We start from the raw sequence: 24047 nt of genomic DNA, 5'->3' as shown, positions 1-24047 counted from the left end.
TTATTGGCTGAGCTAAGGTGAACCATTAACGTTTTTTGAAAGTGAATTTGTCTCAGTGTTTATAATTTGATGAAATCTTGTATAAAAAGCAGACAAAACTCGGCCAAAAATCTTAACTACGTTGATCTGTCTCATATTTGCGATAGCAATAGTATTGATTAATGTAATCGATTAACTTTTTGTAGATTTGTATGTTTTTTTTGAAACACATCTCATTTTAACGTTCATCAAAGAAATCCTTGTTCCTTATGTATTTGCTCATTAAATGATAGGAAAAAGGCCGAGCTAACCAGGATACTAATGAACGCCCAAACCTCACTAATGAAGGTGTGTTTTCATAAATGCGCCCGTTGTAGAGCCATAACATTTTTCCCACGTGCCAGTACGCGAATGGAATGGGCGGTAAAAACGTGACGACGTCGAGGTCACAACATATTCTGTAAGTTTTATGGGCTAATTTAAAACGCTTTTTAAATCCATAACCCCCAATAGCAGGTTGGCCAAACGTAACAATGCGTTTTATCGACTTAGGATATTTTTGTTCAAGTGCATCAGCAATAATACATCCGATCGCGCCACCAGAGGAATGACCTGTAATCGCGATACGTTTACCATTCTCAATCAACTCAGAAGCGATGCTCATCGTGCGTTCGAATACAGAAAGACCTAATTGGTCTTTTTTGTGTGTGGGTTGGCTTTCTTGGTTAAGAATAAAGTGAAAGCCTGCGTGGATGGAGTAGCTGAGCCCAAAGTGTCGACAGCTTCTTTGCCACATAGCGAAGTTTAATAACCAATCAGTAGGACTGTGAGAGCCTTTAATCACGATGACTGCTTCTTCTTTGTTTTGGCTCCACAGAATACGAACGACGGTTTTTCCAGATCTATTGGCGACAATTCGTTGTCCGTTAGGATCGAAACCGTAGCGTGTTTGTTTGAATACTCGAGGGTATGCCAAGTTACACAACACAGCGTATTTTTCATATTGGTATCGTTTGAGACTTTTCACTTCAACTCTGGTTTGGTTAGTAACGGAACCACTATGAGAAATTGTAGTTAAAGTTTGATGACAACTACCATGAAAAACAAAGGGGGTTATGGATAAATAATGGCGAAAAGCTGAACGTACTTTAATACTGGGTCTTGATTAGCCGTTCGTTTTAACGGATGAGTGAAATTAATGAAGCTAGGTGTCATCGCAAGTCGATTTCGAAGTGAGCCGCTAAGTGAACTATCGGCCTCAAGCAATTTAACTCCTTGGCGGGCATAACTGTCGAGATTGGGTGGCAGTGTATTTTGCCACCAATGGATAATTGCTCTGCTCTGAGCACACCGATTGATCCAGTGGTCGGCAACAATCACCAAAATATCCTTAGATTGAATGGCGTAATGATTCTCTGCTTGCCATTGTTGAAGGTGAGTAAATAGGCGCTCTTTACTTGCGGAGTTAGCATTAATGAAATGATGAGTGATTATCCAAATAGTCCCCAAAGAAGAACTGACCCGATAATTACATGAGCTTGCCGAATCGCCTTTCGAATCTAAAGGTGCAAGTGTTGCCTTATGGCCCAAGCTTATAAAGCTTGCGGAAACTCGTCTTGCAAATGCGAGTCCGAGGTGATGTTCGGTCATTCCACCATTATGGACGGCAGGGTAGTGCTGGTGGCAGAGTTTTTGGCAGTCTGCTTGAAAGTTGCGAATACTATGAACTACGATATCTTGCAACAATGAAAAATCCCTCTTCCTTGAAACGGAATCTTTATTAGATTCGTTTTTCCCAAGTGCCCCAACGCACGACACCCAACACATCAATATCATTATCACTGACTTGATGGATCGCATTCTTGGTTGTGTCGTCGCCATACCAGACGTGGATGATGGTACCAACTTTAACAAGAGTAAAAAAATCCGGATAGGGGTTACCCGGAAGTCTTGCTAGTACGATGTCATCGTTAACCCAAGGCTTATTTGGATTAACGAGCGCGATACAATCCCATTTATAGGAGACGGACCCAGTAACTGGGTACATTACGCCAAAACATTCTTTGTATTCAGGAGGAACAGGTATAGATCCGATTGAAGGTGGCATGTCGCCGCTTAACAGTGCATTGACCTCTGTACGATTATAAACAGCTACAGTGATCGCACTTTGGTTTGCTGCATGGGTAATATCTTCAGCGTCTGTATGTTTGTCGCCTACACCAAAGCAAAGCCAATGCGCTTGCACTTTAAAATAATCAGCGATTAATGAAAGATCTTCAATAGACGGATAAGTACGTGTTGGGCCTTTCGTGAGGTAACGTCCTATTGTGGCTTTACCTTTTCCGATCGCTTCGGCCAACTCGTTATTGGTAATATTTTTCTCTTTTAGCAGTGTAGAAATGCGTTCTTGATATCCGTCGGTCATGCTTCCTCCATAAAATTGTCTTTATGATAGTTTATGGGTTTCAAAAATGAAACTTATAAGGAAAATAATCAAAGATTATGAGACTTGCGTGGAAAATTGTGAAAGCGGGATTGGGATCCACTGCGGAATACTTGCCTTAACTTAAGCAGTGTTATAGTTAACCCTTTAATTGTAACAAATAATTAGGAATAACATGTTCGATAGCAAAAAAAGAGCAGAGCTCATTAGTGATTTACAAACCTATTTTAGTGATGAACTTGACTATGACTTAGGGCAGTTCGACGGTGAGTTTTTACTAGATTTCCTAATCAAAAAACTAGGTCCCGCCTTCTATAACAAGGGGTTAGATGATGCCAAACAAGTACTTGAACGGAAAATTATGGATATTAGTGATGAGTTATATGAGATAGAAATGCCAGAAGATAGCTAAGTGACTAATTGATAAATAAATATCTTGTTCGAAAAAACTGAAGAACATTATCAAAGAGTGATTATCGTTAAAGTGTCAATTTAGGTAAATACTGTATCTCAAAGGTTGTATGGTTGTTAAGATACTAAATGAGATGCAATATCAAATAACGGAATTGGTAATGACTGGAAACGAAGTAAAAAACTATAACCCTATGGCGAGAGCACTGCATTGGCTTTCTGCGATTGTGATTATAGGAATGTTTGCCGTTGGGTTATGGATGGTTGACTTAACCTACTACAGCGAGTGGTACAAAACAGCTCCTCATTGGCATAAGTCGATAGGTATTCTCTTAGCTGGTTTGACGGTTTTTCGTCTTCTTTGGAAAAGTGTCACTGCCACGCCAAAAATTGAAGGCCACGCTATTGAACAATTAGGTGCAAAAGTTGGCCACTTACTGATGTATCTAGCTCTGGTCGTTATATTCGTCAGTGGCTATTTAATCTCTACCTCAGATGGTAGGGGCATAGAAGTATTTGATTGGTTCACTGTACCTGGTGCTGGTGAGTTGTTTGCTAACCAATCTGACATAGCGGGCGAAGTTCACTTTTATGCTGCTTGGTTCGTTATTATTGCCGCCGCTGGACATGCACTAGCCGCGTTAAAACATCACTTTATTAACAAAGATAATACTCTTCGAAAAATGTTAGGAGTTTCGAAATGAAAAAGACACTAATCGCTACAGGAATGGCAGTGGCAATGATGTTGCCGCTAGGTGCAAATGCTGCAGACTATGTAATTGATACGAAGGGTGCACACGCCTCTATTAACTTTAAAGTGAGTCACCTTGGTTATAGTTTTATTAAAGGTAGATTCAACAACTTTTCAGGCGAGTTCAGCTATGATCCAGCAAACATTGACGCATCAGCGGTAGAAGTCGTTGTTGATACTACAAGCTTAGATTCAAATCATGCTGAGCGTGACAAGCACATCCGCAGTTCAGATTTTATCGATGCGAGTAAGTTCTCAGAAGCCACTTTCAAAAGTACGGCGGTAAAAGATAAAGGTGACGGCAAACTTGATGTCATGGGTGACCTAACGCTTCACGGCGTCACGAAGCCTATTACAATTGAAGCGGAGTTTGTTGGTGCTGGCCAAGACCCTTGGGGCGGTGAACGTGCAGGCTTTAATGGGACGACACGCTTAGAATTGGCTGATTTCAAGATTCCAGTCATGGGCGATTCAAGCTATGTTGACATGGAACTTCACGTAGAAGGCGTGAAGAAATAACCATTTCTTATCAGCATACTAATTTGATTTTTCAAGCCCCTTTTTAAAGGGGCTTTTTTGTGAACCAAACTAAATCAAAAATACTGATAACTATCGTCAGATTTCCTTTCCTCTTAAGTTGCGAATCATTTACTAATATTTCGTTAACTGCTTTCTATAAATAACTAATTTTCTTCAACTACATTAGAAAAATCTTTGTATCTAACATTCGCCTCGTTCTCAGCAATGAGCACACCAGTTACCAACGGAACGGCTCGGTAATTGGCGAAATGATTGGTCTACGGTGAGTGGCTGATGTTTCGATAGGGCGAAGGGATAGTCGCCAAATAATAAATCCTATTTTCCTTATTGATACGAAGAAATTTAACTATGAAAAAAACACTAATTGCTTTAACGGTAACTTCTCTTTTTTCGACTTGTGCACTGGCATCTACAGGTAATGTGGCGGTAGAGCTTGGTGAAATCGAAAATGTTGTAAATGAACTAGCAGCTGATGGTTACACTGTTGACGTTGTTGAAGTCTCCAATGGTAAAATGAAATCAGTAATTCGAGACGCTGAGGGTGTTGCTATTGGAACTGTAGAATCCAAAAATGGATCTCACTATATTTCGAATGATAACAATCTAATTGACATTAATACTAATACAGGGAAAATCACTCGCGTTCAAAGAACAGATGGTGGCGACACTACAGTTGATACTTATCAAGTCGTTGATAACTGGAAACCTAACAACGATGTGGCAAACCATACAGACGGAACTGAGATGGAAACTGCTACTCAAGTCGAGGACGCGATAGAAAGAGTGAAAGCGAGTGATCCAAAGAGAATCACTGATATTCGTCTCAAAGATGGTCAAGGTAATGAAGTGGCTGTCATCAACAAAGGTAATATTGATTCTTACATTCAAGAATTCAATAAGCTAGACGATAAAGATAAAGCTCAGGTGTTACGTGACATCAAGGCCGCAGCTACGAATGGACAAATCAAAGAGCACACTGTCGAAACACCAAATAATGATATTATCGAGATTGATACTGAGGTTAATGCGCGTATAGAAGAAGCAGGCAAAGCTATCTATAAAGATGCAGCTATTGCCTACAATGATTTGGATAGCCGCGTTAACAGCAATTCTAACCGAATCTCGGGGCTAGAAAGTCAAATGAAGAAAATGGGTGACAAAATGCTAGACCTAGAAGATCGCATGGATGGTGTTGTCGCAACATCTCACGCTGTGACTAACGCACGCCCAATGGTTCAAGATGCTGGTGAGTTTGCTATGGGTGTTGGTATTGGTGCTGCGGGTTCGAAGCAAGCTCTTGCTCTTGGTGGTGCATATCAATTTAACGCAAACTGGTCGTCATCAATGACTGTGAACTACGAAACAGCAGGTAAGCGTTCTAATTCTCAAGTCTCTGCTGGCGCAGGTGTTCAGTACCGTTTTAAATAATAATAACTAAGTCTTTACGAATAAGATTGCCCCGGTTTTTACACCGGGGCTTTTTTCGGCCAAACGACTTATTTCCTAGCCAAAAACTTTTGTGTCGAACTATGCAGTTTCAAGCTCACGTTCAACTATATTCAGGCGCTCACCATAGATTGGGCGAACTGCTTTCATAACTTCTGCTCTAGACAGCACACCTACTAAGACGCCATTTTCAAGAACCGGTAACACATGTGGCTTACTGACCTTCATCGATTTAGCACGTTCTTCTAGTGATAGAGTAGAGAAACTCGTAGCGATGCCCATAGAGCTCACCGGATATAGCTGCTCTTTGTCGATGCAAAGAAACTCAGCCACATCAACCAACTTTTCGGTAGCATTGATGGCGACGACATCACGGCTCATTAAGTCCACTACTTTCTGACCTTGCTCCGGAATATAGTCTTGACACCAAAGGTCGACCATTACGTCGTGGACAGAGAAGAAACCAACCAAACGTCCTTCAATATCGGTGACTGGTGCGCTTGTTAAGTTGTGGTCTAAAAGCGTATCAAGTGCAACTGCAGTAGGCATTTCAACACTAAGCGTTACCGGTTGAGTGTTCATGATGTCTTTTACGATGATGTTGTTGTTCATTTGCGTCTCCTTTACTGACGTTAGCGCAGTAGTTGTTGTGATTGCAGTGACATTTGCTGCTTTTAGTTGTGGTCTTCGGTAGATGCTCCAATTGGCAAGTCCTACCAAAACCGCGCCACCGATGATGTTACCTAGCGTGACTGGTATTAGGTTATTAGTGAGAAAGTGCATTGGGGTTAGATCGCTAAACTGTGCAGCGGATGTACCCGTTGCCGCCCAAAACTCGCTGCCCGCAAAGTTCTGAATAACAATTCCAAGTGGCACCATAAACATGTTTGCTACGCAGTGTTCAAAACCGCTGCTAACGAACATAGCGACAGGTAAGACGGTCATTGCAGCTTTCGTCATAGCGTTCGCTGAACTAAAGGTTAGCCATATCGCCAAGCAAACAAGTAGGTTACAAAGCACACCTAATGCAAAAGCTTGTACCCACGTATGATGAAGCTTATGTTGAGCGATATTCAGTGCATTAAGGCCCCACTGACCGTTGTCCATTTGGTAAAGCCCGGCTGCTGACACAATCAACAGCAAGAACATTGCGCCGATAAAGTTGCCGACATAGACCTTTCCCCAAATTGACAGCATTTTTCTGAAACTGATTTGCTTATTTGCCCACGAGATGCTCGAGAGAACAGAGCTGGTGAATAACTCACCGCCGCAAATAACAATTAAAATCAGACCCATACTGAATGCGAGTCCACCCGCTAATCGGCTTAGTCCCCATCCTGCATCTGCACTTCCAGTCGTAACTGTGATGTAGAAAAGAAATGCAAGCCCAATGAAGGCCCCGGCCATGATGGCCAGACTCATCGTCATCCCACTGGTTTTCTTCGCTTTACTTAAGGCAAACTTTTCAGCTTCTGCCATCATTTCAAGTGGCGAAAAGAGCAGATGATTGTCGGAGCTAGCTGATGCCATTAATGACTCCTTACTCTTGTCGTATTGGATGTTTCGCGCATTTCATAACTCCTTAATCAAAGTGCGAGAACAAGGCCCCTTGCCGTGTTCGAATCTAGATTAAGGGGTAGAGTACCTAGTGGTAAAATTGATAATTTTTAAAATCTAAATCAGAAATATTGATAACTAATCTGCACAAGGTAGAATAAGGGCTGTTGTCCATAACGTACTGTTTTTAAGTGAGAGATTGACAGGTTAATGAGATTCTTGGTGGTGAAATAATAATCACAAAAAATCCACCTGACGGGCAGCATAAGGGAAACTGATGATGTCCGGTCGACGCCTGAGAATTGATTGCGGCATTCAATTTGGATTTAGTAGTGGAAGGAAAGCAGATGCGATATTCATTAAAGCAGTTAGCAGTATTTGATGCAGTAGCCGATACAGGAAGTGTCAGTCAAGCTGCTGAAAAGCTGTCTTTAACCCAATCAGCCACTAGCATGTCGTTAGCGCAATTAGAGAAAATGCTTGGCCGCCCTTTATTTGAACGTCAGGGGAAGCAGATGGCGTTGTCCCATTGGGGAGTCTGGCTGCGTCCAAAAGCGAAACGCTTGTTACAAGACGCCCAGCAAATTGAGATGGGGTTTTACGAACAGCATCTATTGAGTGGCGAATTAAAGCTTGGTGCGAGTCAAACACCAGCAGAACACTTAGTCCCTGATCTTATTAGTGCAATCGACAACGACTTCCCAGAAATGAGAATTACGTTGGGAGTGCAGAGTACAGACTCAGTTATCGAAGGTGTTTTGGATTACAAATACGACCTTGGCATTATTGAAGGTCGTTGCGACGATAATCGAGTTCACCAAGAAGTTTGGTGTCGAGACCACTTGACAGTGGTGGCATCTGCCCATCACCCTTTTGCAAAAAGAGATAGAGTGAGCCTCGCTCAATTGGAGCAAGCGCGCTGGGTATTGCGCGAACATGGTTCCGGTACCCGTAAAATCTTTGATAGCTCCATCCACCATCTCATTGCAGACTTAGATGTCTGGCGCGAATACGAGCACGTACCCGTGCTTCGTAGCATGGTCGCAAATAGCCAATACCTAACTTGCTTACCATATCTTGATGTAGAGCGCTTTATTGAAGCTGGTCAGTTGGTTGCGTTGAACGTTCCCGAACTAGAAATGGAACGCACACTGTCATTCATCTGGCGTGCTGATATGGCCGAGAACCCTTTAGCTGAATGTGCAAAGAGAGAAGGGCTACGAATGATGAAAGGTCGCCCTTCAGTTTTATAGTGATTTGTATCACATAACTAATGTACGCAATGTAATGTAAATAATCTTAACGTGATCGTAATCACGTCAATGTTCAGTGTATTTGTTAACCTAGCATAATCAATCATTTTGCTAGGTTAACCCTTTATGAGTCCACTAATCGCTATTTCAATTACCACAGGTATTCTCTCTGGCATCTGGGGATGGACAGCGATGTCGTTAGGTTTGTTATCGTGGGCCGGGTTCCTAGGGTGTACAAGTTACTTTGCATCACCGAAAGATGGTGTAAAAGGTTTAGCACAAAGCTTACTAACCAATATGTCTGGTGTCGTTTGGGCTTTAGTGATCATTCATGGCTCTTCACTGGTCAACCTAGAGATCGTTGGCTATTTAATGACAGCTTTAGTTTCATTCTTTATGTGTTTTCAAGCAAAACGTGATTGGTTAGGTTACATTCCAGGTACGTTTATTGGTGCTTGTGCAACTTTTGCAGCCAATGGTGACTGGCAAATCGTTGTACCGTCTTTAGTGCTTGGTGGACTGTTTGGCTATTCAATGAAAGCCAGTGGACTTTGGTTACATCAACAGCTTTCCGTCAAAACGACTCAAGAGTTAGTAAAAGACTGAATTTCAAAGTTAAAGCCTGGTATCAAAACAATTGATATCAGGCTTTTCATTAAGTATTACCGTTCGCCATAGTCACAACTCGCTTCAAGATCCACCTTATCAATAGAGGGATGCTGTCTGGTCCTCTTTCTTCACATTCTGCCACAATCGCCAGTGCGAGGTCGGGTTTTGCAAACTTTTTGAGTACACGGGTGACCACCTTTTTTGGTGGTATTGGGTGGTCATGAGGAATTTTGATGAGATCCCTAAAGAAATCTTCAAAACCATGTGTATACAGATAGTGCTCAATATCTCTATCGGGTAATTCGGTCAAATGATGGCGCGGATGGTCGCCATGTAATTGATGGATAACAGTAGTTGCGTATTTCTTCCCCGCAGCATCACCGTCCGTAACAACATGCCAGTCAATACCAAATGCTTGAGCGACTTTGATCAAAGACTTAAGACCTGATTGTGCAAATTCAATGATTTGAACGCCTTCAGCGGATAGGTTATAGCCCGAAAGATTAGCGAGCTCATTGAACAGCCATACCTCAGTCTCGCCCTCAACCAGTAACCAACAACGGGCAAAAAGTGCGCGGGAACGATGAAATCGGATATGAAAACCAACCCGTCGCAAGTCATCTTTAGTTAGGTTGTTAGGAGAAATACTTGTCGTAACAGTCTTATCAGACTGTCTGACGAGTCGGCGGATAGATTCCAGTGGGACTGCGCCGAGTAAGTCACTACTGTTCGTTGTGAGGATCTTTTGCATAGGAAGCATTTGCAATAAGCTCCACGCGCGGGAGAGGTGAGTTGGGTGTAAACGACCTTCAGGATCTTCAATGATGAGTATTGGACGTGCGCAACGTCTGAGTTCAGTTGGACCTTTTGCCTGTAGATAAGCATTGAGCAACCCCAATAGCAGCAACCGCGTTTGATGGTTCTTCGTTTCATCGATCACTTGGGAGAGATTTTGCTCATTTGAAGGCCGCGAGAAGAATACCCCATCGCGATTGCCATTTTTGGAAAGTCCTCGTGAGTGGCTTTTAAATGAAAAATAGTGCTCTACCAACACCTTCATCGAGTTGAGGCTACTTTTCATTTCTCCTTTATTCACATGGCCAGGTATCGCCATTAATCGACGCACTGTGTTATTAATTCGCTTTTCAGAGCGTGAGTTATGACCATTAGTAGCAATCTCATGGTGGTAGAATCTACGCGAGTCTCTAAGTCGTATAACAGGGTGAAGTGTCATCAACTCTTGCGCTAATTTCTCTGAATGGTGTAACCGTAGCGGAGAACCATTTACATCAAGAAAGGCATAGTGCTGAGTGACATCATAGCCTTCTAATGTAGCGCTGATTCGATAATAAAAACGTTCTACTCCATTACTGTCTTGTTGCCAGATAGGTTTGAGCTTGCGATAACGGCCTGAGTGAGTTTCGTTTCTTTCAGTGGCTACAAAGGAGAGAATAATCTGTAGGTGCCTCGTTTGGGGATGTGAAGCGGCGTAATCGACGTGGAAATCTTTCATTTCGAACTGATACAGTTCGCCGTCAGCAGGAAGTACAACACACAAGGCATCAAGTAAAGAAGATTTACCCCATGTATTTTCACCAATCAACGTGGTTAGGTCATTGAGCGCGAGAGAGAGGCGCTTAATACCGCGAAAACCGGATATATCAATGCGTTCTAACTTCATCCAATTCTCCTTAAGTTGTAGTTAGTACGTAGAATCGAAAATACTAACTATCTCAATCAATTATAAGAGGGTTTTCGAGAATGAGCTGTAATCAAGCTCATATTAATTTCAAATATCCCTAGAGAATTTATGTGATGTATATCAAACACAGACCTGTATAATGTGCTCTGCATTTCAAGAACTTCATTGGAATGTCACATAAAGCGGTCTAACATCAGAGGGGAGATAACAGAGAAACGCTATGAAGAAAAACAATAAACCTCTCAAACTAACGATTGCTCATATCAATGATACTCACTCATACTTTGAACCAACGTCTCTTCCATTAACCATCGTCCATAACGAAACTGTATATCAACCATTTGTTAGCGCTGGCGGCTTTGCACGCATTGCAACTCGAGTTGAACAGCTGAGAGCACAGGCGGATGATGAGGCATTCTTGCTGTTACATGCAGGTGATTGTTTTCAAGGGACGCTGTACTTCTCTTTATTTAAGGGCGAAGCAAACGCAGAATTACTCAATGAACTTAGACCAGATGCGATGGCACTGGGTAATCATGAACTTGATATGGGTAATGAACCTGTCGGGAAGTTCATTAGAGAAATAGAGTTTCCGTTATTGGCGGGTAACTGGAACCTCTCTAGAGAGGGGGACAAAGAGTTTCCGCTAAATGGGCATCCGAATCTATACCAATATGATGTGGAGCAAAAAACTGCACAATGGATAGTGAAGAGTGTTGGGAACGAACAAGTGGCCATCTTTGGTTTGTCTATCGACAAAATGGCTGACATCGCGAACCCGGACTGTGATACAAGCTTTGAGTCTTCGCTAGAGGTTGCGCGAGCGACTATCGCCGCCATTAAACAAAGTGGTATCAATAAAATCATTATCTTAAGCCATATGGGCTATGAGACCGACCTTGAAATAGCGGGCCAATTGGAAGGTGTTGGGCTTATTATCGGCGGACATAGCCATGTGTTACAGGGTGACTTTTCTCAACTAGGATTGGCTTCCAAAGATCACTATGGCGTTAATGTGAATGGCACATATGTGGTTCAAGCGGGTTACCATGCGATGATGATGGGCCATTGTGAAATTGAGTTTGATAGTGATGGTTCAGTGGTGAGCTTTTACGGCAAAAACGAACTGTTAGTCGGACGCCGAGTGTTTATGGATGTAGACGGTGAGGTATCATCCATTCCTTATGAAGCGATTCGAGATAGAGTTCAATCGCATCCGAACGTCCAGGTTTGTCGCAAACATCCGTCAATCAAACAGATAATGAATGATAAGTACCGTCCTAGAGTAAAGGCATTACAAGAGCAAAAAGTGACGACTCTGAATCTTACTCTTCGACATATTAGGCTCCCAGATGAACAGGGCGGTAGTGAGATTGCTCCTCTCGTTGCTGCGTCATTTTTGCACACCATGAAAGCGCTTGGTCATCAGGTTGACTTTGCTATTCACAATGCGGGTGGCGTACGCAATTCCCTTAATCGCGGCGCTATTTCGGTGGCGGACATTGCCGGAAAATTATTGCCTTTTGCCGTGCCGATAGGCATCTATAAGATAAAAGGGAAGTACATTCCACGTATCATCGAAGGCGCAATCGACAACGCAATAGGTAATGGTGTTATAGGAACGGGTTCAGGCAGTTATCCATATACGTCGCAACTTGAGTTTCATTATGACAAAGACAAACCTAAAGGGGCTCGAGTTACAGATATTAAGATTGCTAACCAGCCAATCGAGTTGAACAAAATATATACTGGTAGTTCAAGCGCTTACACCATGAAAGGAAAAGAGGGCTACGACGCCATATTAAATATGGAAGGGACAGGTACCGTTACAAATTGGTCTATGGCTGATTGTTTTATAAAGCTTTTATCGGATAGACCGTATGTAGTGAATAGAATAAACCGAGAAAACAAAGACTCGGTTCCAAAATAATGGAACGTAAATTGCTTTTATTGAACTGATCTTGACGGTTGCAGTCTATCGAAACAGATTGCGCCACATTCACTGGAGGAACCATGTGGAACAGAGATTGGATTGATACGCTTGTGGTACTGAGTTGGATAGGCGCATGGTCGCTACTAGTCTACTTTATACCAGGAGGGGCAATTTAGCCCACACTGCACTTTAGCCAGCTCAAACGAGCTGGCTTCTTTTTTTTGATATTTTTTATCTTAGATGCTGATAAGAAAGGGGTTGGCCGAGAACCGCTTAATCTCGGCCGTTCCAGACGCGCAAGCAAAGGCGTTCCGTAAACAAAACTAAGAGCCAAGGCTTGCGTCGTCAAGAGAAATCGCACGTGATCCTCTATAATTATCGAAAAAAACTGGTTTAGTTTTACTATGTGCGGTCGACTTAACATTATCGATGATCCATTTAGCCAATTTGTATCACGTCAACTTGGCGTTGCTTTTTATGCCGCGCCCAATCTAGACATTCGGCCGAGCGAACGGCTTCAATGCATTGTTGCGTCTCCCGAACAAGAATTATTTCAGTTTCCACTTGGTTGGGGGCTCCGAACAAGCTGGAGTAGTAAGTTGATTATTAATGCTCAAGCTGAAACGGTATCTATTAAACCGACTTTTCAACAAGCTTTTGCTTTACATAGGGTCGTTGTACCATGCTTTGGTTGGTATGAATGGAGTCAAGAAACCTCGTCCACTGAAAACAAAACCAAGTATTTGTTTTATGCAGCAGATAAGTCGCCTTTGTATATGGCAGCTATTGGTTATCCGGAGTCGACGCGGGTTATCACACTCACAACTGCACCGACACAGGAGTATCTACGCTATCATCACCGTATGCCAGCGCTGCTTGCGGCTGAATCGGTTTCAGATTGGCTTAATTGCAATGCTCTCGAAGCGGAGGCTTTGTTGAAAAGTGGATTAATACGTAATGCTTGGACTTGCCGGCCCGCATAAAAAGCTAAGTGAAAACAACATCACTTGTGATTCATCGAGAAGGAAGTAAAATCTTCCAGACTTTCAAATACAAAGGGTAAACTTGGTATGATGCTCATCGCTTATAAACTGGTGAAATTAGCGATTATTACTGCTGTGTTTTTGACAATTTTTGATCTGGTCGCTTACGGTGAAATAACGTGGTTCAGTCGTTGGTTTGGTTAAGCAAGAAACCATTACGTATAAAAAAGCCTCATCTAGTGAGGCTTTTTTCGAATTCTGTTTGTACTAAGCGTTAGAGCTTACAACACGCTTTTCTTGTTGCATCTTGATTAGGAAGTAAACGTTGACGCAAGCTATAAAGCCGTTGGTGATAACAACTGGCATAGAATCAATAGCCAGTCCATAAGCTGTAAATAATGCACAGCCGATAAAGTTCAACACTCGTAGCTTTACGATATCCTTCATCGTTAATGAGATAGCCACCATAATTGATGCTGCATAACCCAATAACTCAACCATATTAATGTCCATAATGTGCTCCTCTAAATCTTGCCAGTGAGTCTGGTACCTATTCTTCTCATCATGAGATTTACGAGGAAGCTCCTTGCCTCGAACGGTGTTGCTAATTCGGGTGCACTATATCAGCCAGAGTTCTGTGATGGAAGCCTCACTTTTGTGTTCGGAGAGGGTTAGCGATTACGCAAACGTTTTTTCTCCTGACCTTAGTTACGAAGAACGGTTTTTGTTGAGTAAAATGTTAAAAAAAAGCCCGCTTTAAAAGCGGGCTTATAAATCAGGTTAGGCGATTACTTCTTACCTTGAACCATTTGCTTGTCTTCTTCAGTCAGTTCACGAATGCGACGGCTGATATCACGACGAGCTTTTGAAATCTCAGCGCTCTTGATGATGTGATCATCAACACGGTCTTCGTAGTCTGCTTTCATGTTTTTGATGATGGTGACGATTTCATCGTGAGTCATTTCAGGCTTGATGTAGTCCATCAAGTTTTCTAGCAAGTCTACACGTTTACGGTTATCACGAACTTTTTTCTCGTTATCTAGAAGCTCGCGTTTTAGTTTGTTCTTACGACGTGCTTGTGCAACGATCTCGAATACGCTACTCATAAGTCCTTTCCTAAATTATTGTCAAAATCTAGCCTGATTAAAGCATAACAAAACTCGTTATAACAGCCCTTAGATCAATACTGACGGTCTATTGCTCATAATGTCATCACTCAAGAAAGAAACAATTGAGTTAATAGCTCACTTAGAGCTATGATTTCCGAACCCAATGTTTGTCAATTTTAAGAAAACCATGTTACCTCACGCAAAAACACTTCCTGAATTCAAAAGTGACATAGTGATCAATCAAGAGGAACCTCAAGTTTCGCCGTCAAAGAAACTGAAGGGGGCTTATATCAACGAGCGCTCTCGACTGGAAGTGACGGAAGTTGAGCTCAACCGTAGTAAGGTTGTGATGGTCGACCAAGATGGCAATTTTATTAGGGTTCCGTTTCTTTCTGAACACTAGGTACGTATGCTTACTTCTGTAAGGTTTAAAGCGAATAAAAGGATATAACAATGAATATAGAACTTTCCTTGGTCGAGGCCCGTGTTATCGGATGCCTTATCGAAAAAGAAGTGACAACGCCCGATCACTATCCCCTTACGTTGAATAGTCTAACAACAGCATGTAATCAAAAAAGCAATCGTGACCCAGTGTTATCTTTGTCAGAAGCCGAAGTTCAAGATGCAGCTCAAGCATTGATTTCTCGCCGTTTAGTGAGTGATGAAAGTGGCTTTAATAGCCGTGTATCGAAATTTCAACATAGGTTCTGCAACACGGAATTTGGTGACTTAAAACTGAGCGCTCAGGAAAAAGGTATTGTATGTTGCTTGCTGTTGAGAGGCGCTCAAACTCCAGGCGAATTACGTACCAGAACTAACCGTCTATGTGAGTTCACGGATGTTAAAGAGGTAGAAGCTGTTTTAGATGCGATGAGCAGTCGTGAAGGCGGCGCTCTTGTCGTTAAACTCCCAAGAGAGGCGGGTAAACGCGAGTCTCGATACATGCACCTATTTAGTGGCGAAATCGACATTGAGGAGTTTGCACAGCAATCTGCTGGTCCTATTTCCGTCTCCACTCCGACGACCGAGCGTATTGAAGCTCTAGAGCAAGAAGTTGAATCTTTAAAGTCTGAGCTTAGTGAGCTCAAAGCGCTGGTCAATTCACTTATGTAATGCGAGAAAGGGTAGCAATCATCGCTACCCTTGTTTTTTTGGCGTATTTTGAAATTAAGTCATGGAAGTTGAAAACGAAGAGCCATCTTGGTTTGTTTACCTTGTTAGAACGTCTCATTCGGCGTTGTATTGCGGTATTACTAATGATTTACAGCGGCGCTTTAAACAACACCAAGAAGGTAAAGGAGCCAAAGCGCTGCGTGGTAAAGGGCCTTTACAGCTTGTGTGGAGTCAATCCGAAATAAACAAAAGTGAAGCTCTGAAAACAGAAATAGCTATCAAGAAGCTCAGGAAAGCGCAGAAAGAACATCTAGTAAAGCAGGCTGTCCGTTTCGAGCGAAAATAACTGTAGTAAGATGACTGGCTGAACACATAGATGTTGTATACACTTGTTCTATAACAGAATAATGATAAGCAATACATGAACAGAATCTATTCAACTTTGCTAGCTTCCATAATCATTCCATTCGCCACTCAGTCGGCAGCGAGTGAAATATTGCCGGGCTATTGGGATTACCAAGAATATCTCCGTGCCCATCCTGTTCAAGAACAGCTTACCAATGAACTTTCCGAGGTTGTTAGGCGACAGCCAACACCACTCTCTGTCGAGCAGAATAAACCAGTGACAATATCGGTGGTTTACCCCGGTCAACAGGTGTCTGATTATTGGGTTAGGAACATCAAAGCCTTCGAGACACGTATGGAAGAACTTGGTATTAACTACGAGCTTAACCAAGTTTTTACTCGACCTAATATTGATTTGCGACAGCAAAGTGTTTCGCTGATGGAAGCGGTAAAAAACAAGTCCGGTTATTTGATTTTTACACTAGATACGACACGTCATCGTAAGTTCATTGAACACGTAATTCATTCAACTGACACCAAGCTCATCTTGCAGAATATCACGACTCCAGTGAGAGCATGGGATGAAAACCCTCCGTTTCTTTATGTTGGTTTTGACCACGTGATTGGCAGTCATCTACTCTCAGATTACTTTAAACAGCGCTTTGAAAATAACCATTCCTATTCTGTCTTGTATTTTTCAGAAGGTTACGTTAGCGATGCACGTGGCGGTACATTTATCCAAGACATGGAAGACTCGGGTAACTATCAACTCGCTTCATCCTATTACACAAAAGCGAACAAAGAGAGTGGCTACAAGGCGGCATTGAGTAGCTTGCAACAGAACCCAGACATTAGCTTTATTTATGCTTGCTCAACGGATGTAGCTCTAGGCGCAGTTGATGCTCTAGAGCAGCTTAAACGCAATGATATCGTTATTAATGGTTGGGGAGGAGGGTCTGCTGAACTTGATGCGATCGCTAATAATAAGCTTGATGTAACCGTTATGAGAATGAATGACGACACTGGTGTTGCAATGGCTGAAGCTATTAAGTGGGACCTTGAAGGAAAGCCCGTACCAACGGTTTATTCCGGTGATTTTGAACTAGTTACCAGTAAAGATTCGCAATCAAGGATCGATGAATTGAAAAAGAAAGCATTTAGATATTCTGATAAAAGCTGATGCCACTAACGAACTTCAATAAACATAAAACACTCGCGACGCTTATTACTCGTACGGTTGTATGGGTAGTGACGATCTTTACTGTAGGGGTGTTGATTCAAAGTTGGCATTTAAGCCGAGATATCGTGCAAGAAGAAGTGCAACGAACCTCGCGCCAAACGAGTAGTTTAATACATAACTTCTTCGAATATCGCCTCGCTTCGTTACAAATTTTGCAAGACAGTAATGCCAAAAGTGATACGGTTGAGAGTTTTTTCAACAATCATGATTCTCGCTCGTTAGACTATTTTTTTCTCCGAGAAGACAACCTTGAGCCAATCCATTCTCCAGACTTTCGATTTATCAGTCATTTAAGTGATGTGATTTGGGATGATGGCAATGCTCTTTTCTATGGTTTGGAGTCTTCTAGTTTAAATGAGCTGTTTCACAAAGTAGACATCCACAGTAATTGGAATGCACTGGTTACTGACTCTCAGTTAGGACTTAAGCACACTTTGATTCGACGTACGCCAATTATCCAAAGCGAGTCGGGGGAAGTCCTTGGGTTCCTATTTGTTGGCGTTGTTCTAGATGACAATGCAGGTTTGTTAGCTAGCTTGTTGCGTGGCAGCAATAGTGATGATGTTATTCTGCGTTTTGGTAATAAATTTATTGCGTCGACCATTTCACCTGATGACAACTATACGCTTAAATCAATTTCTGATTTGATTTATAGCGGAGAAACAGATTTAAATCGTTTATTGATCACTGAAACAAACTTAACTGTCGGGACGAAACAAGATGTCTTGACTATCTTTTCAGTACAGCGAAACCCTAGTGTTCTTGCACTACGTAATAGCTATTTATTTTGGATTTTTCTTTCGCTTGTCGTCATAACCACCATATCTTTTTTAACTAGGCGCTGGCTAAATAGAAAAGTAACTCAAGAGTTGTCTGAGCTGATGGTTTACACCAAAGTCGCTGTAAATAAAGAGCGGGTTCAGAGGTTTGCTGGTTCAAGTATCCATGAGTTCAATCATATTGGTAACACGTTAAGCAATACTTTTGAACGCTTGTCAGAGCAAGAAAAACTGTTCCAAGATTTATTCAATTTTTCTCTTTCCCCAATCATTGTCTGGACTGAGAAAGCCACTATTCTCCAAATTAACCCGGCAGCGAAAAAATCATTAGAGCTGTTTGAAGAATTAAATCAGTCAAACAGCGAGAGCTTTGTTCTATTTGTAAACGAGATGACGCCACTTGTTATGAAGGCGAGTATGGGAGCGACGTTAACAGGTATTGATGTCCCTATTGGAGAAAAAGTTTTTAGGTGGAGTTTATCCGCGATTCAGACTAGGGATGACAGTACGTTGGTGCTATCACAGGGCCAAGACATTACTAAATTGGTCGAGGCAGAAAAGCAAAGTATTAAAGCTCGTAAAGAAGCCGAATGGTCAGCTAAAGCTAGAACTGACTTTTTAGCGAAAATGAGTCATGAAATTCGTACACCATTAAATGGAATCTTAGGTATTTCACAGCTTCTTAAGCAAGGAGGTGATGATGGTAAATATCAAGAACAAATTGAAGTGCTTTGTAACAGTGGTGAACACCTACTGGCAGTGTTGAACGATATTTTAGATTTCTCCAAAATTGAGAATGGTAGCTTTAAGCTTGAAAAACATAACTTCAAGTTCAAAGAAGTGATTACTGCGATTGAGGGTATATATAAGCCTCTTTGCGATCATAAGAATATTGAGCTCGTTATCCAAAATGGTTTAAATGAAAATACAGCCTTAAATACAGATCAGGTTCGCCTCAATCAGATTTTGTTCAATCTAGTTAGTAACGCGATAAAGTTCACCCACAAAGGGCACGTTAAGGTAAGTTTCGCGCTTAAAACCACAGATTCGAGTAAAACCAATTGGTTAACTATTCATGTCGAAGACACCGGTATTGGTATCCTTAGTAATCAAATTCAACAGGTTTTTGACCCATTTGTTCAGTCGGAAGCAACGTTGACACGTGAGTATGGTGGTAGTGGTCTTGGGTTAGCGATTGTTAAAAACTTAGTGACTATTTTTGATGGTCAAATCAATGTAAGTAGTGAGGTAGGTCGCGGGACTCGATTCGAAGTTAGGTTACCCGTAGAAACAGCAATCGGGCAAGCTGAACAAAGTGTTGAAGAAACGGTTATCGATTTCAATTTGTTTTCTGAAGTAGTAAATGTGCTGCTGGTAGAAGACAACCATACCAACGCCTTTATTGCCAAAGCCTTCTGTGAAAAGTACGGTATGAATGTGATTTGGGCTAAAGACGGGCAGGAAGCGCTAGAGATTCTGAGTACGATGTCGTTTGAGTTGATCTTAATGGACAACCAATTACCTTCCGTATCAGGTATTGAAGTGACTAAACGAATTCGGAATACGATTAATCAAAAAGTTCCTATCTACGCTTGTACCGCAGACAATTTAGATTCAACCCGACAAGCCTTCTTTGCTGCTGGCGCAGATTTTGTCATTGTGAAACCGATTAAAGAGAAATCTCTGTACGAAGCATTACGACACTTCAAACAATATCATTATCACCTAGGAGCAAACCAGGCGGTAGAGAAGTAATTAAGGCAGGGAAGCGCAATTCGCTTCCCTGTTTTTAGTCGTCGGTATGGACTAACGAGCGAGCTTGTGATGGGCATTGGAGAAGTGGCCAGCACAAAATGCACCAACAATCGACAGCTCACCAGCCAAACAAAGGCTTGCTGCAACTTCCGCCAAGGCTTGGGAGTTACCGGTTCCATGCAAACCTAGTAAATCTAAGCAGGCTTTTTGACTTGGTAAGCCTGTCCCGCCCCCAACCGTACCAACCATTAGGTTTGGTAAGGTTACGCTAGCATACAACTCGCCCGCATCAGTCACTTCCATACGCGTCATGCCAATAGCAGACTCTGCAACGCATGCGGCATCTTGCCCACAAGCGATATAGAGTGCTGCTAACGCATTGGCGTAATGTGCGTTGATACCGATAGTACCACTGAGCGCTCCGCCAACCGTGGTCATCTGACCAAACTGCGCCATTTTTTTTGGGGTAGTGTGAAGGTATTTTTCGACTAAGCTTGCTGGAATAAGAACTTCTGCGGTGACTTTCTTGCCTCTAACGCTACGTAGGGTTTGAGAGTTGGCTTTTTTATCACCGGATAAGTTACCGTCGAGAAACGCATAATCAGGCTCGATAGGGGTATGCATCATGATGTAATCAAATACAACGTTGGTTGCTATGGTCACCATGTTTTGACCTGAAGCGTCTCCTGTCAAATACTCGAATACCAGATAAACATGATTACCTTCAATATTGACGTTGATATCGCTTAACTTTCCGTGTGATGTTGTAGATTCAGCTAATTGTTTAAAGTGGTCAAACTGTGTTACTAACCAAGCCACAAACTTTCCGGCTTCAATTAACGACTTGAAGGCGAAACCAGGGGTGCGCGTTACGCCCTCATTAAGCAACATAGCGCTAGCACCGCCGCAAGCAGTAATAAGATTAGCACCTCGGTTGTAAGAAGCGACAAGAGCGGCTTCTGTTGTTGCCAACGGGACTTGATAGTCGCCCTGTGCAAATAACCCATTGACCCGTAGAGGACCTGCTGTACCAACAGGCATTTTTAGAGTGCCTATGAAAAACTCGATATTTTTGGCATAGCTATCCATTTGGGATTCGGTATGAGCATCGAGTAATTGTGACTTGGCTTCCGAGTTATCAAGAATTCCCCAGCGGTAGTCAACATTACGAGCAGTTAGATAAGGGCTACGATTCACTTTTCGAGAAGGTGTGTGTTGCTTAGGCGATAACTTAGCATCGAACTCAGTCAAAGTGAGATCTTTATCAATACTAGTGAGGTAATCACGTTTATGAAGGTTAACTTTTGGCATGCGGATCTTAGTAAAACAGTTTGGAAGGGGATTCTACCCACCTAACACTCAGATACAAGGAGTTCCAGTGCGGTTATGTGACATCTTATTACTTTGCCACGTGAATCCAATGGGTTACTGAGAGAAAATGCAATACTTTGAAACAATACAACGGTTGGTATTTACTGGAATAGTTGTGTCAGAGCGCTGACTTCTTCGTCACTAAGTAGATTCGCAGCACTTGGGGAAAGTTGGTTGGAAATTTCACCTTGTAACGCTTTTAATTGCTGAGGAGATAGCAATTTGAGTTGTTCTCTTAACTGTTCAAACTGTTGCGTCGACATTCTATGACCTTTATTTAAATTGTTGAGTAAAGCAGTCTGAGTTCCGTTCATCTTCACATCGTAATATGGTGCTGATGCTTAATCTATCGTTGAACTGATGAGAATTTGTCCGAGTATTGTAAGGAACAGTTAATTGAACTGTAAGAATAGTCAGGTTGCTTTCACTTACAATAAATAGAAGCAACCTGAATGGCGGGGGCCAGCGAGGCCTAAACCTGTTTGGTGCCCTCATTATGTGGTTGTGTCAGGGCGTCAGTTAACGCGTGGAATTCGGGCAACATTCGATAAATTAAGTGTAATTGTTGCAGGACCATACGAGCCGAACGATCATCTTCATCACGCCATTCTATTAATCGTCGGTGTATATCAAACTGATCAACGGTAGTTACGTTATTTTCATTCCCCATACCTTCAAGTTGATTTTCTAGTAATTCGATATGATGGTTTATGGTCCTATGTGCCTCCAAGACGAGAAGGTGGATTGACTCGTCTTCGAGTCGTTGCCTATGCGCGCCCAAAGCCGATACATAACTGAGAAGCGCATGACTTAGCGTTAAGAAGCGAAAACTCTTATCGGTGTCCACTTGATAACGTCCTGGTTCCGCCAACATATTTGAAATCGCAGTCGAAAGATTAGCATCGGCATTATGAGCATCGCGTCTGGCGATACGATAATTCAGGTCATCTTTTTTACCCAGACGATATTGACCGATAATCTGCATTAGATATCTTCGATTTGTCCTCAGCGAATTCGCCATAATCTTGTGCATACGTTTCGACTCCCAATCCGGGAGAATAAAGTAGACGGCACTTACTGCTAGAGCACAGCCAATAAGTGTATCCATCAGACGTGGCAATACCACGGCGTAACCTTCACCAAGCTGATGAAAACAAAGCAGCACAAGAACTGTGATAAAGCCGGTAGCGTATCCGTAATTGTTGATTCTAAATGCAAAGAACATCACGCCAGACAGGACAATCAGGAACAGTTGGCTCTCAGGAGAAGGGAACAGAGTAAGTAAAGGGACGCCGACAAATAACCCAACAAGTGTACCTGCAATTCGCGCTGAGAGCTTTTGACGTGTTGCGCTGTAGTTTGGCTGGCACACAAAGAGTGTCGTCAGCAAGATCCAATAGCCTCGATCGAGATTGAAGCCTTGAATAATGCCATAGCCAATAGTCAGCGCTATTGATAGGCGAACGGCATGTCGAAACAGTATCGACTCTTTCGACATACTTGCTTTGATTCGATTCCACATCGCTGTGAACGTATGTGGGTTGGTGTCGTCCAGTATCCCGTCTTCTAAAACGTTACTATCCGGATTACTGACGTTACTAAGTAGCTTTTCTACAGTAGCCAAGTTATTAAACAGATAATTTAGCTGAACTAATAAAGGCGACCATTCAGGATTATTTTGTTGCTCCAGATACTCAATTGAATCTTGTAATTCGACTAACGCTTTAATCGAGTCGTTGCTGTGAGAGTATTTTTTCCCCAACTTAAGTGCAAAGGCGATCTCTTTACAGGCTTTAGCCTGCATTTCCAATACATGCTTGAAACGAAACAGGACATCAGAATGCGAAAATTGGGTCGCCAACTCTTGATAGCGATAGTGACTTGAGCTTACGCGCTCATGAATGTCTTGCGCGATAAAGTAAACCTGTAAAAAGCGATCACTTGGTCCATCGACGTGACCACGTCGAGAGCGGTTCAATAACGTCGATTTGCAAGCATTGAGCGCGAAGACGGTACATGCATTAAGGCTAGCTTCTTTTAAGCGATGCGGCTGTGGAATCAGGTTTAACGTAGGGTGGAATAAGTTTCTTTTAGCATCTAGATACAAACTCAATTCATTAAACACATTAGAGAGACTTTGCTGAACAGGTTGCATTGGCCAGAAACTATTCCAAATAATAGAAACTAAGTAATACCAACTCGCACCACCTAGTAGTAACAACGGCTGGAACCAAATGTTCGTACTTTCATGCGCTCCGAGCATAGTATAGATGGCAATTAACAATGAGCCGAATGCGATACTAGAATAGCGAGGACCGATGGCACCAAGAATAATGAACAGGAACGTTGAACAAAAAAGTCCAATCGCAAATAGCCAAGGAATGTTAAATAGAATCTCTATAGAAAATGCGGCAATGGCAAAGCAAATGAGGGTAAGGGTGATGGCTTTAATGCGCCCGAAAAAATTGTCGTCAGTTTCGGCAAGCGCAGCGGCGATGACGCCGAGAATTAATGGTGTAACCCATGTGTGTTGCTCGAAATACCAAGCGGGAATCACAACGCCTAATAGCGCTATGAGCATTAACACACTGTAGTTAAACGTTTTATTGGCCCATTGAAGGCGAAGTTGACCAAGAATGCTCACAATAGAATGCTGTATCTGATAAAACCGTTATTCTAGCAGAAACTACTGTGGCTTATAAATGACTGTTTTCTAGGAAGAACGAGT

At 42.3% G+C, this 24047-nt stretch carries 23 protein-coding genes; 13 read left to right on the top strand and 10 right to left on the bottom strand.

All coding sequences use genetic code 11. The features are described from left to right. Nucleotides 1–217 precede the first annotated feature (217 nt). The 3 genes from OH456_RS05505 to OH456_RS05495 form a co-directional block, all read right to left on the bottom strand. The gene (locus OH456_RS05505; RefSeq protein ID WP_270032979.1) at nucleotides 218–1006 is read right to left on the bottom strand and encodes a lipase family protein; all 789 of its coding nucleotides are present in this window, start codon (nucleotides 1004–1006) and stop codon (nucleotides 218–220) included. A gap of 86 nt (nucleotides 1007–1092) precedes the next feature. Then, the gene (locus tag OH456_RS05500; protein ID WP_270032978.1) at nucleotides 1093–1725 is read right to left on the bottom strand and encodes a hypothetical protein; all 633 of its coding nucleotides are present in this window, start codon (nucleotides 1723–1725) and stop codon (nucleotides 1093–1095) included. A gap of 34 nt (nucleotides 1726–1759) precedes the next feature. Continuing rightward, entirely contained in the window at nucleotides 1760–2404 is a 645-nt protein-coding gene (locus OH456_RS05495; protein ID WP_270032977.1) for a helix-turn-helix domain-containing protein, read from the bottom strand. 193 nt (nucleotides 2405–2597) lie between these two features. Here OH456_RS05495 and OH456_RS05490 point away from each other — a divergent pair, with 193 nt between their 5' ends. The 4 genes from OH456_RS05490 (at nucleotide 2598) to OH456_RS05475 (ending at nucleotide 5552) form a co-directional block, all read left to right on the top strand. Beyond that, nucleotides 2598–2834, top strand: a complete 237-nt coding sequence (locus tag OH456_RS05490; protein ID WP_006072814.1) for a DUF2164 domain-containing protein — start codon at nucleotides 2598–2600, stop codon at nucleotides 2832–2834. Between the two features lie 160 nt (nucleotides 2835–2994). After that, a complete protein-coding gene (locus tag OH456_RS05485) occupies nucleotides 2995–3537 on the top strand; it encodes a cytochrome b (RefSeq protein ID WP_198558898.1) in 543 nt (180 codons plus the stop codon). Further along, the gene (locus OH456_RS05480; RefSeq protein ID WP_270032976.1) at nucleotides 3534–4103 is read left to right on the top strand and encodes a YceI family protein; all 570 of its coding nucleotides are present in this window, start codon (nucleotides 3534–3536) and stop codon (nucleotides 4101–4103) included. Before OH456_RS05485 ends, OH456_RS05480 begins: the two co-directional genes overlap by 4 nt. Nucleotides 4104–4472: 369 nt before the next feature. Beyond that, nucleotides 4473–5552, top strand: coding sequence for a YadA C-terminal domain-containing protein (locus tag OH456_RS05475; RefSeq protein WP_270032975.1), 1080 nt, complete (start codon nucleotides 4473–4475; stop codon nucleotides 5550–5552). A gap of 99 nt (nucleotides 5553–5651) precedes the next feature. Here the strand turns inward: OH456_RS05475 and focA are convergent, their stop codons facing one another. Beyond that, complete coding sequence (gene focA / locus OH456_RS05470; protein ID WP_270032974.1) at nucleotides 5652–7100, bottom strand: formate transporter FocA; 1449 nt, start codon at nucleotides 7098–7100, stop codon at nucleotides 5652–5654. A gap of 374 nt (nucleotides 7101–7474) precedes the next feature. Here focA and OH456_RS05465 point away from each other — a divergent pair, with 374 nt between their 5' ends. Together OH456_RS05465 and OH456_RS05460 are read left to right on the top strand one after the other, a co-directional pair. Beyond that, nucleotides 7475–8380: a LysR substrate-binding domain-containing protein gene (locus OH456_RS05465; protein ID WP_006072809.1), complete on the top strand. Its 906-nt coding sequence runs from the start codon at nucleotides 7475–7477 to the stop codon at nucleotides 8378–8380. A 126-nt stretch (nucleotides 8381–8506) separates the two neighbouring features. Further along, complete coding sequence (locus OH456_RS05460) at nucleotides 8507–8986, top strand: DUF1097 domain-containing protein (RefSeq protein ID WP_006072808.1); 480 nt, start codon at nucleotides 8507–8509, stop codon at nucleotides 8984–8986. A gap of 49 nt (nucleotides 8987–9035) precedes the next feature. Here the strand turns inward: OH456_RS05460 and OH456_RS05455 are convergent, their stop codons facing one another. Further along, on the bottom strand, nucleotides 9036–10670 hold the full coding sequence (locus OH456_RS05455) for an ATP-dependent endonuclease (protein WP_006072807.1): 1635 nt from the start codon (nucleotides 10668–10670) through the stop codon (nucleotides 9036–9038). 241 nt (nucleotides 10671–10911) lie between these two features. Between OH456_RS05455 and OH456_RS05450 the strand changes: the two genes are divergently transcribed. Continuing rightward, nucleotides 10912–12621 (top strand): bifunctional metallophosphatase/5'-nucleotidase, encoded by a 1710-nt coding sequence (locus OH456_RS05450; RefSeq protein ID WP_270032973.1) that lies wholly within the window; start codon nucleotides 10912–10914, stop codon nucleotides 12619–12621. A 407-nt stretch (nucleotides 12622–13028) separates the two neighbouring features. Further along, complete coding sequence (locus OH456_RS05445) at nucleotides 13029–13607, top strand: SOS response-associated peptidase (RefSeq protein WP_006072805.1); 579 nt, start codon at nucleotides 13029–13031, stop codon at nucleotides 13605–13607. A 267-nt stretch (nucleotides 13608–13874) separates the two neighbouring features. Here the strand turns inward: OH456_RS05445 and OH456_RS05440 are convergent, their stop codons facing one another. Both OH456_RS05440 and OH456_RS05435 read right to left on the bottom strand, forming a co-directional pair. Further along, the gene (locus OH456_RS05440) at nucleotides 13875–14120 is read right to left on the bottom strand and encodes a YgjV family protein (RefSeq protein ID WP_006072803.1); all 246 of its coding nucleotides are present in this window, start codon (nucleotides 14118–14120) and stop codon (nucleotides 13875–13877) included. A gap of 275 nt (nucleotides 14121–14395) precedes the next feature. Beyond that, a complete protein-coding gene (locus OH456_RS05435) occupies nucleotides 14396–14713 on the bottom strand; it encodes a DUF496 family protein (protein WP_006072802.1) in 318 nt (105 codons plus the stop codon). A 190-nt stretch (nucleotides 14714–14903) separates the two neighbouring features. Between OH456_RS05435 and OH456_RS05430 the strand changes: the two genes are divergently transcribed. The 5 genes from OH456_RS05430 to luxQ all read left to right on the top strand — a co-directional run bounded on the left by OH456_RS05430 (nucleotide 14904) and on the right by luxQ (nucleotide 19948). Beyond that, entirely contained in the window at nucleotides 14904–15119 is a 216-nt protein-coding gene (locus tag OH456_RS05430; RefSeq protein ID WP_270032972.1) for a hypothetical protein, read from the top strand. A 50-nt stretch (nucleotides 15120–15169) separates the two neighbouring features. Further along, entirely contained in the window at nucleotides 15170–15829 is a 660-nt protein-coding gene (locus OH456_RS05425; RefSeq protein WP_198558902.1) for a YceH family protein, read from the top strand. A 61-nt stretch (nucleotides 15830–15890) separates the two neighbouring features. Next, entirely contained in the window at nucleotides 15891–16175 is a 285-nt protein-coding gene (locus OH456_RS05420) for a GIY-YIG nuclease family protein (RefSeq protein WP_031494328.1), read from the top strand. 75 nt (nucleotides 16176–16250) lie between these two features. Continuing rightward, nucleotides 16251–17354: an autoinducer 2-binding periplasmic protein LuxP gene (locus OH456_RS05415; protein WP_006072798.1), complete on the top strand. Its 1104-nt coding sequence runs from the start codon at nucleotides 16251–16253 to the stop codon at nucleotides 17352–17354. Continuing rightward, nucleotides 17354–19948, top strand: coding sequence for a quorum-sensing autoinducer 2 sensor kinase/phosphatase LuxQ (gene luxQ / locus OH456_RS05410; RefSeq protein WP_124942062.1), 2595 nt, complete (start codon nucleotides 17354–17356; stop codon nucleotides 19946–19948). The genes OH456_RS05415 and luxQ overlap by 1 nt, the downstream gene beginning before the upstream one ends. A gap of 51 nt (nucleotides 19949–19999) precedes the next feature. Here the strand turns inward: luxQ and OH456_RS05405 are convergent, their stop codons facing one another. The 3 genes from OH456_RS05405 to yccS form a co-directional block, all read right to left on the bottom strand. After that, nucleotides 20000–21259 carry a hydroxymethylglutaryl-CoA reductase gene (locus OH456_RS05405; RefSeq protein ID WP_240205347.1) on the bottom strand — a complete coding sequence of 420 codons (1260 nt, stop codon included), beginning with the start codon at nucleotides 21257–21259 and terminating at the stop codon, nucleotides 20000–20002. 161 nt (nucleotides 21260–21420) lie between these two features. Next, entirely contained in the window at nucleotides 21421–21582 is a 162-nt protein-coding gene (locus OH456_RS05400) for a hypothetical protein (RefSeq protein WP_270032971.1), read from the bottom strand. Nucleotides 21583–21791: 209 nt separating this feature from the next. Next, a complete protein-coding gene (gene yccS / locus OH456_RS05395) occupies nucleotides 21792–23963 on the bottom strand; it encodes a YccS family putative transporter (RefSeq protein ID WP_270032970.1) in 2172 nt (723 codons plus the stop codon). Nucleotides 23964–24047 lie beyond the last annotated feature (84 nt).

This window comes from Vibrio sp. La 4.2.2 (assembly GCF_027586995.1).
GTDB classification, from domain to species: Bacteria; Pseudomonadota; Gammaproteobacteria; order Enterobacterales; family Vibrionaceae; genus Vibrio; species Vibrio mediterranei.
This window is presented reverse-complemented; position numbering and strand designations above follow the sequence as displayed.